This window comes from Pseudomonas azotoformans (assembly GCF_001579805.1).
Classification (GTDB): Bacteria; Pseudomonadota; Gammaproteobacteria; order Pseudomonadales; family Pseudomonadaceae; genus Aquipseudomonas; species Aquipseudomonas azotoformans_A.
Window position 1 is genome coordinate 6472583 of sequence record NZ_CP014546.1, and the last position, 13862, is coordinate 6486444.

10 protein-coding genes are annotated in these 13862 nt (G+C 60.8%); 6 read left to right on the forward strand and 4 right to left on the reverse strand.

Annotation, left to right across the window (positions count from 1 at the left end):
• Positions 1–660: a GntR family transcriptional regulator gene (locus tag AYR47_RS29745; RefSeq protein ID WP_028617494.1), complete on the reverse strand. Its 660-nt coding sequence runs from the start codon at positions 658–660 to the stop codon at positions 1–3.
• A gap of 280 nt (positions 661–940) precedes the next feature.
• Between AYR47_RS29745 and xdhA the strand changes: the two genes are divergently transcribed.
• Genes xdhA through guaD form a run of 4 tightly spaced genes read left to right on the forward strand, consistent with a single transcriptional unit; the run spans position 941 to position 6950 of the window.
• Positions 941–2389 (forward strand): xanthine dehydrogenase small subunit, encoded by a 1449-nt coding sequence (xdhA, locus tag AYR47_RS29750; protein WP_061449248.1) that lies wholly within the window; start codon positions 941–943, stop codon positions 2387–2389.
• Complete coding sequence (gene xdhB / locus AYR47_RS29755; protein WP_061449249.1) at positions 2382–4781, forward strand: xanthine dehydrogenase molybdopterin binding subunit; 2400 nt, start codon at positions 2382–2384, stop codon at positions 4779–4781. The genes xdhA and xdhB overlap by 8 nt, the downstream gene beginning before the upstream one ends.
• 12 nt (positions 4782–4793) lie before the next feature.
• On the forward strand, positions 4794–5633 hold the full coding sequence (gene xdhC / locus AYR47_RS29760; protein ID WP_061449250.1) for a xanthine dehydrogenase accessory protein XdhC: 840 nt from the start codon (positions 4794–4796) through the stop codon (positions 5631–5633).
• Between the two features lie 12 nt (positions 5634–5645).
• The gene (guaD, locus tag AYR47_RS29765) at positions 5646–6950 is read left to right on the forward strand and encodes a guanine deaminase (RefSeq protein ID WP_061449251.1); all 1305 of its coding nucleotides are present in this window, start codon (positions 5646–5648) and stop codon (positions 6948–6950) included.
• Between the two features lie 57 nt (positions 6951–7007).
• Here the strand turns inward: guaD and AYR47_RS29770 are convergent, their stop codons facing one another.
• Positions 7008–7772, reverse strand: a complete 765-nt coding sequence (locus tag AYR47_RS29770; protein ID WP_015885332.1) for a GntR family transcriptional regulator — start codon at positions 7770–7772, stop codon at positions 7008–7010.
• 226 nt (positions 7773–7998) lie between these two features.
• Between AYR47_RS29770 and AYR47_RS29775 the strand changes: the two genes are divergently transcribed.
• A complete protein-coding gene (locus tag AYR47_RS29775; protein ID WP_061449252.1) occupies positions 7999–9189 on the forward strand; it encodes a benzoate/H(+) symporter BenE family transporter in 1191 nt (396 codons plus the stop codon).
• Positions 9190–9226: 37 nt separating this feature from the next.
• Here the strand turns inward: AYR47_RS29775 and AYR47_RS29780 are convergent, their stop codons facing one another.
• Positions 9227–9571 carry a YggL family protein gene (locus tag AYR47_RS29780; RefSeq protein ID WP_033900540.1) on the reverse strand — a complete coding sequence of 115 codons (345 nt, stop codon included), beginning with the start codon at positions 9569–9571 and terminating at the stop codon, positions 9227–9229.
• A gap of 238 nt (positions 9572–9809) precedes the next feature.
• Between AYR47_RS29780 and dacB the strand changes: the two genes are divergently transcribed.
• Positions 9810–11270, forward strand: coding sequence for a D-alanyl-D-alanine carboxypeptidase/D-alanyl-D-alanine endopeptidase (dacB, locus tag AYR47_RS29785; RefSeq protein WP_016979276.1), 1461 nt, complete (start codon positions 9810–9812; stop codon positions 11268–11270).
• Between the two features lie 124 nt (positions 11271–11394).
• On the opposite strand, the gene AYR47_RS29790 is transcribed toward dacB, so the two are convergent.
• Positions 11395–13794, reverse strand: coding sequence for a sensor domain-containing diguanylate cyclase (locus AYR47_RS29790; protein WP_033900536.1), 2400 nt, complete (start codon positions 13792–13794; stop codon positions 11395–11397).
• Positions 13795–13862 lie beyond the last annotated feature (68 nt).

A 13862-nucleotide genomic window follows, 5' to 3' on the forward strand; every position in this document is an offset into this window, starting at 1 on the left:
TTAGGCGTCCGCCAACGCGGCGATAACCAGCGAGCAACTGCGCTCGCCGTAGGCCGACAGCACTTGGCGGATCTGCGGCAGGTCACGGGCCAGCACGGCGGCGAGCAGTTGCTCGAACAGCGCCAGGTACTCGCTCATGGACGCCTTGCGTTGATCCAGCGCCAGGTAATAGGCGCGGTTCATCGCCGGTTGCAGGTTCTCGACGGTTTCCTGCAAGTACGGGTTGTTGGCGAAGGGGTACGCGGCGCGCATCACATTGAAGCTTTCTTCGACGAAGGCGCGGATGTCCTGGCGCTCGAAGCTGGCGATCAGGCGCTGCTGGATCTGCATGAACGGCGCCATGTCGGCCTGGGTCTGCCAGCCCTGGGCAACCGCGTTGCCGAGCAGGATGTACAGCTCGCCCATCAAGGTGCACAGGCTCTGCACCTTGTGCGCCGTGAGTTCGGTGACGTGGGCGCCACGACGCGGCAGGATCGCGATCAGGTGGCGGCGTTCGAGGATCAGCAAGGCTTCGCGCACGGAACCACGGCTGACATTGAGTGCCAGCGTGACCTTTTGCTCCTGGATCCGCTCCCCAGGCTTGAGATCGCCGCGAATGATGCGTTCGGCGAGGTGGTGAGCAATTTGCTCGGCGAGACTGTCCGGCGCCTTGAACGTCATGTTTTCCCTTCAAAATCTTCTATCGGTACAAGCGCGGCAGTGTAGCGCATTGGCTGGCTGATGGCGCTACGCCCACCCTGCAGAATTTGGCACGGAATAAGCAGCGATGAACACCCACAAGCCCCCAAAAACACCGGTTCCAGAAGACTGGACCATAATTGAAAGTGTTGCGACTGCACTTTCTTGACCTTCTGGTCAGAAAATCGTTGACCGAAAAGTCAGACATGACTAGATTCGGCGCAAAGCGGTTAACAACAATAATGAGTCTGCGAGGCCTTCCGTGATCCAGTTTTTACTTAACCAGGAACTCCGTAGCGAGCACGCCCTGGACCCCAACCTGACGGTGCTCAACTATCTGCGTGAGCATTTGGGCAAATCCGGCACCAAGGAAGGCTGCGCCAGCGGCGATTGCGGTGCCTGCACCGTGGTGGTCGGTGAGTTGCATACGGATGCTCAAGGCGCCGAGCAGATCCGTTATCGCAGCCTCAATTCGTGCCTGACCTTTGTGTCGTCGTTGCACGGCAAGCAACTGATCAGCGTTGAAGACCTCAAGCACCAGGGCCAACTGCACAGCGTCCAGCAAGCCATGGTCGAGTGCCACGGCTCGCAATGCGGCTTTTGCACTCCCGGTTTCGTGATGTCGTTGTTCGCCCTGCAAAAGAACAGTGACGCGCCCGACAGCCAAAAAGCCCACGAAGCCCTGGCCGGCAACCTGTGCCGCTGCACCGGTTATCGCCCGATCCTTGCCGCCGCCGAGCAGGCTTGCTGCAACAAACCCCAGGATCAGTTCGACAGCCGCCAGGCCGAGACCATTGCCCGCCTCAAAGCCATCGCACCCACGCAAACCGGTGAACTCAACAGCGGCGACAAGCGCTGCCTGGTGCCGCTGACCGTTGCCGACCTGGCCGACCTCTATGACGCCTACCCACAAGCCCGCCTGTTGGCGGGCGGCACCGACCTGGCGTTGGAAGTCACCCAGTTCCACCGCACGCTGCCGGTGATGATCTACGTCGGCAACATTGAAGAAATGAAGCGCATCGACGACTTCGATGACCGCCTGGAAATCGGCGCCGCCACCGCCCTCTCCGACTGCTACACCGCGCTGCACCACGAATACCCGGACTTCGGCGAACTGCTGCACCGCTTCGCTTCCCTGCAGATACGCAACCAGGGCACCCTGGGCGGCAACATCGGCAACGCCTCGCCGATCGGTGATTCGCCGCCACTGCTGATCGCCTTGGGCGCGCAGATCGTCTTGTGCAAAGGCGAAACCCGCCGCACCTTGGCGCTGGAAGATTACTTCATCGACTACCGCGTCACCGCGCGCCAGGACAGCGAGTTCATCGAGAAAATCATCGTGCCGAAGGGCCACGCATTGTTCCGTGCCTACAAGGTCTCCAAGCGCCTGGACGATGATATTTCCGCCGTGTGTGCCGCGTTCAACCTGAAGATCGAAAACGGTGTGATCAACGAAGCCCGCGTCGCGTTCGGCGGCATGGCCGCCACGCCAAAACGCGCGAAAAGCTGCGAGGCTGCGTTGGTGGGTGCCACCTGGAATTCCGCCACCGTGGAAAAAGCCTGCGCCGCCCTGGCCGAAGATTTCACCCCGCTGTCGGACTTCCGCGCCAGCAAGGAATACCGCCTGCTCAGCGCGCAGAACCTGCTGCGCAAATACTTCATCGAACTGCAAACGCCGCACATCGAGACTCGGGTGACCGCTTATGTCTAACCATCACGCCGTCGTTAAAACCCAGGCTGAATTGGCCGAGCTGTTCGCCCAGGACCTGACCTCCGGGGTCGGTCGCAGCGTCAAACATGACAGCGCCGCCAAGCACGTGTCCGGTGAAGCGCAGTACATTGATGACCGCCTGGAATTCCCCAACCAATTGCACCTGTATGCGCGCATGTCGGACCGCGCCCACGCCCGCATCCTCAGCATCGACACCGCGCCCTGCTATGCCTTTGAAGGCGTGCGCATTGTCATCACCCATGAAGACGTGCCGGGGCTGAAAGACATCGGCCCGTTGATGCCAGGTGATCCATTGCTGGCCATCGACACCGTGCAGTTCGTCGGCCAGGTCGTGCTGGCGGTTGCCGCTCGCGACCTGGAAACCGCACGCAAAGCCGCGATGGCCGCGGTGATCGAATACGAAGACCTGGAGCCGGTGCTGGACGTGGTCGAGGCCTTCCGCAAGAAGCATTTCGTGCTCGACAGCCACACTCACCAACGCGGCGATTCGGCCGGCGCCTTGGCCACGGCGAAAAACCGTATCCAGGGCACCCTGCATATCGGCGGCCAGGAACACTTCTACCTGGAAACCCAGATCTCTTCGGTGATGCCCACCGAAGACGGCGGCATGATCGTCTACTGCTCCACGCAGAACCCCACCGAAGTGCAGAAACTGGTGGCCGAAGTGCTGGACGTGTCGATGAATAAAATCGTCGTCGACATGCGCCGCATGGGCGGTGGTTTCGGCGGCAAGGAAACCCAGGCGGCCAGCCCCGCGTGCCTGTGCGCGGTGGTTGCACGTCTCACCGGCCAGCCGACCAAGATGCGCCTGCCGCGCGTCGAAGACATGCTGATGACCGGCAAGCGCCACCCCTTCTATATCGAATACGACGTGGGCTTTGACGACAGCGGCCGCCTGCACGGGATCAACCTGGAACTGGCCGGCAACTGCGGTTGCTCGCCGGACCTGTCGAACTCGATTGTCGACCGCGCGATGTTCCACTCCGACAACTCGTACTACCTGGGCGACGCCACGGTCAACGGCCATCGCTGCAAGACCAACACCGCGTCCAATACCGCCTATCGCGGCTTCGGCGGCCCACAAGGCATGGTTGCCATCGAAGAAGTGATGGACGCCATCGCCCGCCATCTGGCGCTCGACCCGCTGGCGGTTCGCAAGGTCAATTACTACGGCAAGACCGAGCGCAACGTCACCCACTACTACCAGACCGTCGAGCACAACATGCTCGAAGAGATGACTGCCGAACTGGAAGCCAGCAGCCAATACGCCGAACGCCGCGAAGCGATCCGCCTGTACAACGCCCACAGCCCGATCCTGAAAAAAGGCCTGGCATTGACCCCGGTGAAGTTCGGCATTTCGTTTACCGCCAGCTTCCTCAACCAGGCCGGTGCGCTGATCCATATCTACACCGATGGCAGCATCCACCTGAACCATGGCGGCACCGAGATGGGACAAGGCTTGAACACCAAGGTCGCGCAGGTGGTGGCCGAAGTGTTCCAGGTCGAAATCGACCGCGTGCAGATCACCGCCACCAACACCGACAAGGTGCCCAACACCTCACCGACCGCTGCCTCCAGCGGCGCTGACTTAAACGGGAAAGCCGCGCAGAACGCCGCCGAAACCATCAAGCAACGCCTGGTGGAATTCGCCGCACGCAAATACGACGTGAGCGAAGCGGACGTGGAATTCCACAACGGCCACGTGCGCGTGCGGGATCAGATCCTCACCTTCGAGGCGCTGATCCAGCAGGCGTATTTCGCCCAGGTTTCGCTCTCCAGTACCGGCTTCTACAAGACCCCGAAAATCTTCTATGACCGTAGCCAGTCGCGCGGTCGGCCGTTCTACTACTTCGCCTTCGGCGCGGCCTGCTGCGAAGTGATCGTCGACACCCTGACCGGCGAATACAAGATGTTGCGCACCGACATCCTCCACGACGTCGGCGCCTCGCTGAACCCGGCCATCGACATTGGCCAGGTCGAAGGCGGCTTTATCCAAGGCATGGGCTGGCTGACCATGGAAGAGCTGGTGTGGAACAACAAGGGCAAGCTGATGACCAACGGCCCGGCCAGCTACAAGATCCCGGCCGTGGCGGACATGCCGTTGGACCTGCGGGTGAAGCTGGTGGAAAACCGCAAGAACCCCGAAGACACGGTGTTCCATTCCAAAGCCGTGGGCGAACCGCCGTTCATGCTCGGCATTGCGTCGTGGTGCGCGATCAAGGATGCGGTGGCGAGTCTGGGTGACTATCGCCATCAGCCCAAGATTGATGCGCCGGCGACACCGGAGCGGGTGTTGTGGGGGTGTGAGCAGATGCGCAAGTTGACGGCGGCGAAGGCTGTCGAAACCGAAAACGAGTTGGCCTCACTCTGAGCCGAGGTGACTATGAACAACTGGATCAGCGCCCTCGCCGACCTGCAGAACCGAGGTGAACCCTGCGTCCTGGTGACCATCATCGAAGAGCTCGGCTCCACGCCGCGCAATGCCGGTTCGAAGATGGTGATCAGCGCCGCGCAGACCTTCGACACCATCGGCGGCGGGCACCTGGAATACAAGGCGATGCAGATTGCCCGCGACATGCTCGTACGCGGTCAGCAGAACACTCACCTGGAGCGCTTCAGCCTGGGCGCCAGCCTGGGCCAGTGCTGCGGTGGCGTGACTGTATTGCTGTTTGAACCCATGGGCCAGGTGCAGGCGCAGATCGCGGTGTTTGGCGCCGGCCACGTCGGCCGTGCGCTGGTGCCGTTGCTGGCCAGCCTGCCGTGCCGGGTGCGCTGGATCGATTCGCGGGATCAGGAGTTTCCGGAACATATCCCACAGGGAGTGCGTAAAATCGTCAGCGAAGAGCCGGTCGACGAAATCGCCGACCTGCCAGTGGGCAGTTACTGCATCGTCATGACCCATAATCACGCGCTGGACCTGGAACTCACCGCTGCCCTGCTCAAGCGCAATGACTTTGCCTACTTCGGCCTGATCGGCTCGAAGACCAAACGGGTCAAGTTCGAACACCGCCTGCGTGATCGCGGTTTCGATGCCGCGCAGTTGCAACGCATGCGCTGCCCCATGGGCCTCACCGAGGTGAAGGGCAAGTTGCCGGTGGAAATCGCCATTTCCATCGCCGGCGAAATCATCGCCACCTATAACGCCAATTTCGGCCAGCACACCGCCAGCGCCGAACCTATTGCCAAACTGCTGCCGGCTTCACGTCGCAGCCAAGCCCTTTGAATTGAGATCACCATGCCTTTGACTCGCAAAGCCTACCGTGCCGCCCTTTTGCACAGCATCGCCGACCCTGCTGAAGTGGGGATCGAAGCCTCCTACGAATATTTCGAAGACGGCCTGCTGGTGATCGAAAACGGTCAGATCAGTGCCCTTGGTCATGCCAGCGATTTGCTGCCAACCCTGCCTGCCGACATCGAAATCACCCATTACCAGGACGCGCTGATCACGCCCGGCCTGATCGACACCCACATCCACCTGCCGCAAACCGGCATGGTCGGCGCCTATGGCGAACAGTTGCTGGACTGGCTCAACACCTACACCTTCCCGTGCGAAAGCCAGTTCGCCGACAAGGCCCACGCCGAAGAAGTCGCGGATATTTTCATCAAGGAACTGCTGCGCAACGGCACCACCACCGCGCTGGTGTTTGGCAGTGTGCATCCGCAGTCGGTGAATGCGTTCTTCGAGGCTGCCGAGAAGCTCGACCTGCGCATGATCGCCGGCAAGGTGATGATGGACCGCAATGCGCCGGACTACCTGACCGACACCGCTGAATCCGGCTACCAGGAAAGCAAGGCGCTGATCGAACGCTGGCACGGCAAGGGCCGCCTGCACTACGCGGTCACCCCACGTTTTGCGCCGACCAGCACGCCCGAGCAACTGGCGCTGGCGGGGCAACTGTTGGGGGAATACCCGGACCTGTACATGCAGACTCACATCAGTGAGAACAAGCAGGAAGTCGAGTGGGTGAAGGAACTGTTCCCAGAGCGCAACGGCTATCTGGATGTGTACGACCACTACAAACTACTGGGCGAGCGCTCGGTGTTTGCCCATGGCGTGCACCTGTGTGATGACGAGTGTGCACGTTTGGCGCAGACCGGTTCGGCGGTCGCGTTTTGCCCGACCTCGAACCTCTTCCTCGGCAGCGGTTTGTTCAACCTGCCGATGGCTGAGAAGCACAAACTGAATGTGGGCTTGGGCACGGACGTGGGCGGCGGCACCAGCTTCTCGCTGCTGCAAACCTTGAACGAAGCCTACAAGGTCATGCAATTGCAGGGTGCGCGGTTGAGCCCGTTCAAATCGCTGTACCTGGCAACGCTGGGCGGTGCGCGTGCATTGCGCTTGGAAGACAAGATCGGCACGTTGCAACCGGGCACCGATGCGGACTTTTTGGTGTTGGATTACAACGCCACGCCGCTGCTGAGCTACCGCTTGAAGCAGGCGAAGAACATTGCCGAGACGTTATTTGTGCTGATGACGCTGGGGGATGACCGGACGGTGTTGCAGACGTATGCAGCCGGGCAGCTGGTGCACCAGCGCTAATCCCGGAAACAAAAAATCCCCGGTTCATTACACATGAACCGGGGATTTTTTTGACTGTTACAACTTGATCGAAGAACGACCCGGCTTCTTGGTCTGCAACAAATGCGAGAACACCGCATGCAGATCATCCGATGCGCTCTCTTCATCGAGGTTGAGCTTGCTGTCGATGTGATCCATGTGATGCATCATCAGGTTCACCGCCAACGCCGCGTCCCGCGCTTCGATCGCATCGATCAATTGGGTGTGCTCGTCGTAGGAACAGTGCGAGCGGTTGCCGCTTTCGTACTGGGCGATGATCAATGAGGTCTGGGACACCAGGCTGCGCTGGAAGCTGATCAGCGGCGCGTTCTTCGCCGCTTCGGCCAGCTTGAGGTGGAATTCGCCGGAGAGGCGGATACCGGCGCCACGATCGCCACGGGAAAAGCTGTCGCGCTCGTCGTTGACCATCTGGCGCAGCTCAGCCAGTTGTTCGGCCGTGGCGTGCTGGACGGCCAGTTCAGTGATCGCCCGCTCCACCAGACGCCGCGCAAGGAACACCTGGCGGGCTTCCTCGACGCTCGGGCTGGCCACCACCGCACCGCGATTGGGCCGCAGCAGGACCACGCCTTCATGGGCCAGGCGCGACAGGGCGCGGCGAATGATGGTGCGGCTCACGCCAAAGATTTCGCCCAGTGCCTCTTCACTCAATTTGGTGCCGGGTGCCAGGCGTTGTTCGAGGATCGCCTCGAAGATATGCGCGTAGACGATATCGTCCTGGGTTCCGCTGCGACCGGCCTTGCCGGCTCGCGGTTGTTTCTTGAGAGGTTGCAACTGTTCGTTCATGGGCACTCGGGTTTGGAGAACGGCGGCGAATTAACGGTAATACGGCAACAGCGGGTCGCTGGCAAGTATCACCTAAAAACAGGGCACATTGTACACAACCGGATGCGCCAACACACTGTACGGCTGTTTGCGCCGTCGGCTGTATTGCAATGAGTCGTTACGTTTGAGTTTAGGCTTGAATCCGTGCCGACAACGGCAAAAATCCAGGTAAAAGGAACACCTCTCCATGAACGACGCCACCCAAGCGCCTTTGCGCCCGCTGGCCGACACTTCTCCCTCGGCCATTGTAGCCGGCTTCATCGCCATGATGACCGGCTACACCAGCTCCCTGGTCCTGATGTTTCAGGCCGGGCAAGCCGCCGGTTTGACCACGGCGCAGATTTCTTCATGGATCTGGGCGATTTCCATCGGCATGGCGGTGTGCAGCATCGGCTTGTCCCTGCGCTATCGCACGCCGATCACCATTGCCTGGTCGACGCCGGGCGCGGCGCTGCTGATCACCAGCCTGGGCGGTGTGAGTTATGGCGAGGCCATCGGTGCCTACATCACCTGTGCGGTGCTGGTGACGATCTGCGGGCTGACCGGCAGCTTTGAAAAACTGGTCAAGCGCATCCCGGCGTCACTGGCGGCGGCCTTGCTGGCGGGGATTCTGTTCAAGATCGGCAGCGAGATCTTCGTCGCCGCGCAGCATCGCACCGGGCTGGTACTGGGAATGTTCTTCACTTACCTGGTGATCAAGCGCCTGTCGCCACGCTATGCGGTGCTGGCTGCGCTGGTAATCGGCACCGTATTGTCGGGGTTGATGGGGCTGCTGGACTTCAGTGGTTTTAACCTGGAAGTGGCGACGCCGGTGTGGACCACGCCGCACTTCTCGCTGGCCGCAACCATCAGCATCGGCATCCCGCTGTTCGTGGTGGCGATGACGTCGCAGAACATGCCCGGCGTCGCGGTGCTTCGGGCCGACGGTTACAACGTGCCCGCCTCGCCCCTGATCACCGCGACCGGCCTGGCCTCCCTGGTGTTGTCGCCGTTCGGCTCCCACGGTATCAACCTGGCGGCGATCAGCGCGGCCATCTGCACCGGTCCCCATGCTCATGAAGACCGTAACAAACGCTACACCGCTGCCGTGTGGTGCGGAGTGTTCTACGGGATTGCCGGGGTGTTTGGCGCGACCTTGGCGGCGTTGTTCGCAGCCTTGCCCAAGGAGCTGGTGCTGTCGATTGCGGCGTTGGCGCTGTTTGGCTCGATCATCAATGGCTTGAGCATCGCCATGAATGAGCCGAAGGAACGGGAAGCGGCGCTGATCACCTTTATGGTCACGGCGTCCGGCTTGACGCTGTTTTCCATCGGGTCGGCGTTCTGGGGGATTGTGGCGGGGGTATTGACGTTGCTGATTCTGAACTGGCGCAAGGCATAAAAAAACGGCGACCCTGAGGTCGCCGTTTTTTTTAGTATCACTTAGCCGCGTTGATCGGCTTTTCCGGATACCACACGTCCAGCAGTGGGCTGACTTCAGCGCTTTTCAGTTCGCTGCGGCCTTTGAGCCAGCTTTCAACAGCTACGCGCTGTTCTTCGTTGACCGAGCCACGCTTCTGCAGGCAAACCAGACCGAAGTCATCGCCGCCAACATAGCCCAGACCATTGGCTTCCATGGCTTCTTTGATGAATGCTTCGAGGAAAGCGTCGGTAGCTTCTTCACTCAGGTCTTCTTTGAAGTCCAGGTTCAGTTCGAAACCCAGCTCTTGAAATTCATCAACGCACAGTTTTTTGCGCAGACGCTGGGAACGGTTAGTCGCCATTGGAACAATCCTCATAAGTAATAACGGGCGGCACTTTAGCAGTTTAAGGCGGCGATTGCCCGACTCTCTATGACAGGCGGCAATTTGCCTGCAAAAAAAACGCAGAATACCAGCTATGGTTCAGCTACAAGTGGCTCCACCTTGGGGCATAATGTCGACACTTTCATGACCATTGAGGGATTTTTCTTATTTACCCCTCGCCTTTTTCACCCTCCTCAGCAGTAGGGTTTTACTTCTTATGATCAAATCTTTGCGTTCTGTGTTTTTTGCCGGTCTTATTCTGCCACTGGCCTTTTCCGTCTCCGCTGCCCCCGTCAACAACACCCTGCCGCCGAATGTTCAACAGGCGCTGGCCAAAGCCAAGCTGCAAAACACTGCGTTGTCCTTGGTAATGATCCCCCTGAACGGTCCCGGCACGCCGACCGTGTTCAACGCTGACGTCTCCGTGAACCCGGCGTCGACCATGAAGCTGGTCACCACCTACGCGGCCCTGGAGATGCTCGGCCCGAACCACCAGTGGAAAACCGAGTTCTACACCGACGGCACCCTCAGCGGTGGCGTGTTGCACGGCAACCTCTACCTCAAGGGCGGCGGCGACCCCAAGCTGAACATGGAAAAACTCTGGCTGCTGATGCGCGACCTGCGTGCCAACGGCGTACAGCAAGTCACCGGCGACCTGGTGCTGGACCGTGGCTTCTTCAACCAGCCGCTGTTGCCGGAGTTCAATGACGATGGCAATGACGAGAACAAACCGTTCCTGGTCAAGCCGGACGCGCTGCTGGTCAACCTCAAGGCCCTGCGTTTTGTAACGCGCAATGACTCCGGCCGCGTACTGGTGTCGGTCGAACCGCCGATTGCCAGCATTCGCATCGACAACCAGGTCAAGGTCTCCAACGCCAAGCAGTGCACCGGTGATGTGCGCTACAACCCGGTCACCGCCGCCGATGGCAGTGTGACGGTCACCGTCAGCGGCCAATTGGCCGATGGCTGCAGCTCGCAGACTTATCTGTCATTGCTCGACCACGCCACCTACACCGCCGGCGCCGTGCGCGCGATCTGGCAGGAACTGGGTGGCACCATCCAGGGCCGTGATATCCAGGCGCCAGTGCCCAAGGATGCCAAGGTACTGGCCCGGGCCTTCTCGCCGGACCTGGCGGAAATCATTCGCGACATCAACAAATACAGTAACAACACCATGGCCCAGCAGCTGTTCCTGAGCCTGGGCGCGCAGTTCCGCAACGACGCGGACGGCGACGATGCCAAGGCAGCCCAACGTGTGGTGCGCCAGTGGCTGGCGAAGAAAGGCATCACCGCGCCGCACCTGGTGATGGAAAACGGTTCCGGCCTGTCCCGCGCCGAACGCGTCAGCGCCCGCGAAATGGCGGCCATGCTGCAAGCCGCGTGGAAGAGCCCTTACGCTGCCGAATACATCAGCTCGATGCCGATCGCCGGCACCGACGGCACCATGCGCAAGCGCCTGAAGACTACTGCCATGCGCGGCGAAGCCCACGTCAAGACCGGTACTTTGAACACCGTGCGTGCCATCGCCGGGTTCAGCCGCGACAATAACGGCAATACCTGGGCCGTGGTGGCGATCCTCAACGATCCAAAACCATGGGGTGCTTCGTCGGTGCTGGATCAGGTGTTGCTCGACCTGTACCGCCAGCCGAAGGCAGTGGCGGCCGCTCCCGTCCTTTAAAAGGTAACGCAGTCCCCATGTGGGAGCGGGCTTGCTCGCGAATGCGGAGTATCAGTCGCCAAATGGAGTGGCTGGTCTACCGCATTCGCGAGCAAGCCCGCTCCCACATTGGCCTGCGGCGGTCTCAGGCGCGCAGTCTTTCAGCCTCCACCCGGTCCCTGCCCGCCTGCTTGGCCACATACACGGCCGAGTCGGCGCGTAGCAGCAACCCGTCAATGCCCTCATCCACCCGCCAGCTGGCCACGCCAAAGCTGGCGGTGACGATGCCCACCGGTTCCATCGGCGCACTGCGCAGCGACGTCCACAATTCCATCGCCAAGCTGTAGGCCTGTTCGCCATCGGTGTGCGGGCACAGCACCATGAACTCCTCGCCACCCAGGCGACAGAACACATCGGTACGCCGCAGGCGCTGGCTGATGCGTTTGCACAACTCCTGCAACACCCCATCGCCGACGGCGTGTCCGTGCTGGTCGTTGATGCGTTTGAAGTGATCGATATCCAGCATGATCACCGACAAGTTGCCCGAAGTCCGGTTGAGCCTCACCATCTCGGCCTTGAGGCGATCCTGGAAATAGCGACGGTTATGGATGCCGGTCAAAGAGTCGGTGATGGACAGCGCACGCAGCTCTTCTTCCACCCGCTTCAGATCGGAAATATCCGACACGTAGCCATGCCACAACGTACCGCCTGCGGGTAACTCTTCCGGGGTCGCCTCGCCCCGAATCCAACGCAGGCCGCGTTGCGGCAACAGCACGCGGTATTCCTCGCGCCAATGGCTCAACTGCAATGCTGACAAGCGGATCGAAGCACGCACGCGTTCCGCATCCAGCGGGTGGATGCGCTCGAAGACCTGCTTCGCATCCTGCTGCAACACATTCGGTTCGATTTCATAGATGTCGCGCATGCCGTCGCTGGCGTAGATGAATTTCCAGTTGTCCTGGGGTTCCAGGGTGAACTGGAAGATCCCGCCGGGCACATGGGCGCTGAGTTTCTTGAGCAGGCGGTCGCGGGCCGCCAAGGCCTCGTAGGCACGTTTCTGTTCGGTAATGTCCAGGTAGATCGCCAGGTGGCCGATCCACAAACCATGGTCGTCCAGCAACACCGTGGCCAGCATGTTCACAGTCAACTGGGTGCCGTTTTCGCGGATCAAGGTCCATTCGCGGGCTTCGTGCAGCGTGTCCGGGCTCTCTACCAGCATCGCCTGGCTGGCGGGAATACGCTTGCCCAACGCCACACTCAGGCTGGCCGCGCGCGCCTCCAGCTCAGGCGCCAGGTGCAGGCTTTCCAGTGTGTGCGTGCCCACCACGTGATCGGCCTTGAAACCCAGCATCTGCTCGGCACCGGCGTTGAAGGTATTGATGACGCCGCGCAGGTCGGTGGCAATGATCGCCACCTGGGTCGCGGCATTCAGCACACTGCGCAATTGGCCATGGGCGCCACGCAATTCCTGTTCACGCAGGCGCAACTGGGCAGTGCGTTGTTCCACCAGCTTCACGGCGCGCTGGCGTTGGCTGACCAGCACATAAAGCAAGGCACTGAGCAGCAGGCTGAGCAGGCCGCCCATGGTCAGGATGGTGTTCAGCGAGGAATGGTTGGCCTGGTCGAACACCTGGCTGGGGCGCAGTTTCAGGGCGTACACATGGTCACCCAACGTGAGGCGGCGCGCGCCGACCAAGTCGCTGCTGCCTACCTCATTGCTGGACTCGAAGAGCACGCGTTTCTGCAGATCGGACGTGTCGATGATCTGCATCACCAGGTTGTCCCGGTCCGGCTTGGGCAAGCCGTCGGCTACCAACTGGCGCATGCTGATTACGGCCATTACATAGCCGTAGGGCTCGTTCTGGGATTGATCAGAGGTGGGCAAATGGCTGACCGGCGCGACCAGTAAAACCCCGGTGGCATAGGCCGGCTCCACCCCCACCAATTGCATGGGCTGGGACACCGCCAGCTTGCCGGTCTTCTGCGCACGTTCAAGGGTTGAACGGCGCAGGGGCTGGGCCAGAAGGTCAAAACCGAGGGGGGCGCCCAGCAAGCTTTGGGTCTGGCTGTACAGCACCGGCACGTATTCGTCGCGCTCGAGCGCCGGGGCCAGTTCGCCAGCCGAATTCAATTCGCGGATGAAAAAGGGGGCACCGCGTTGGCTGGATACCTCTTGCTCGAACTGGCTGCGCTGTTCGCGATACACCCGTGGCGCCCAGGAGTAAGCACGGGCGCGCAACAACAAGGGCTGGGCAAAACCGTCGAATTCTTCGCGGGACACATCATCGGAGTTGACGAAGAAGCGCCGCAGGCTGTTCAGCCGTTGCTCCTGGTCTTCGAAACGCTCCTGCAGGCGGGTGTAGCGCTCATTGACCAGCAATTGAAAGCGCTGGCGCACCTGTTGCTGATAGAGGTCGGCGGCCGCCCAGGCGACAATCGCGGTCAAGGCAAACCCTGCCAGTAACACCACCAATGCCACCAGCCAAGCCGACGCCTGCTCACTGATAAAGCCTAGGATTTTCGGGCGAACGGCTTGCAACGGCATAGGCAACACTCACAACGCCAGCGTGCGGGGGGTGTCACTTTGGCTAGGCCTTAAGTTATAGCCATCGG

Excerpts from the sequence above, each read along its gene's own strand:
- AYR47_RS29775 (WP_061449252.1), top strand. The coding sequence starts at position 7,999 with ATGAACGACGCCACCCAAGCGCCTTTGCGCCCGCTGGCCGACACTTCT.
- AYR47_RS29745 (WP_028617494.1), bottom strand. The coding sequence starts at position 660 with ATGACGTTCAAGGCGCCGGACAGTCTCGCCGAGCAAATTGCTCACCAC.
- AYR47_RS29780 (WP_033900540.1), bottom strand. The coding sequence starts at position 9,571 with ATGGCGACTAACCGTTCCCAGCGTCTGCGCAAAAAACTGTGCGTTGAT.
- AYR47_RS29770 (WP_015885332.1), bottom strand. The coding sequence starts at position 7,772 with ATGAACGAACAGTTGCAACCTCTCAAGAAACAACCGCGAGCCGGCAAG.
- dacB (WP_016979276.1), top strand. The coding sequence starts at position 9,810 with ATGATCAAATCTTTGCGTTCTGTGTTTTTTGCCGGTCTTATTCTGCCA.
- AYR47_RS29790 (WP_033900536.1), bottom strand. The coding sequence starts at position 13,794 with ATGCCGTTGCAAGCCGTTCGCCCGAAAATCCTAGGCTTTATCAGTGAG.
- xdhC (WP_061449250.1), top strand. The coding sequence starts at position 4,794 with ATGAACAACTGGATCAGCGCCCTCGCCGACCTGCAGAACCGAGGTGAA.
- xdhB (WP_061449249.1), top strand. The coding sequence starts at position 2,382 with ATGTCTAACCATCACGCCGTCGTTAAAACCCAGGCTGAATTGGCCGAG.
- guaD (WP_061449251.1), top strand. The coding sequence starts at position 5,646 with ATGCCTTTGACTCGCAAAGCCTACCGTGCCGCCCTTTTGCACAGCATC.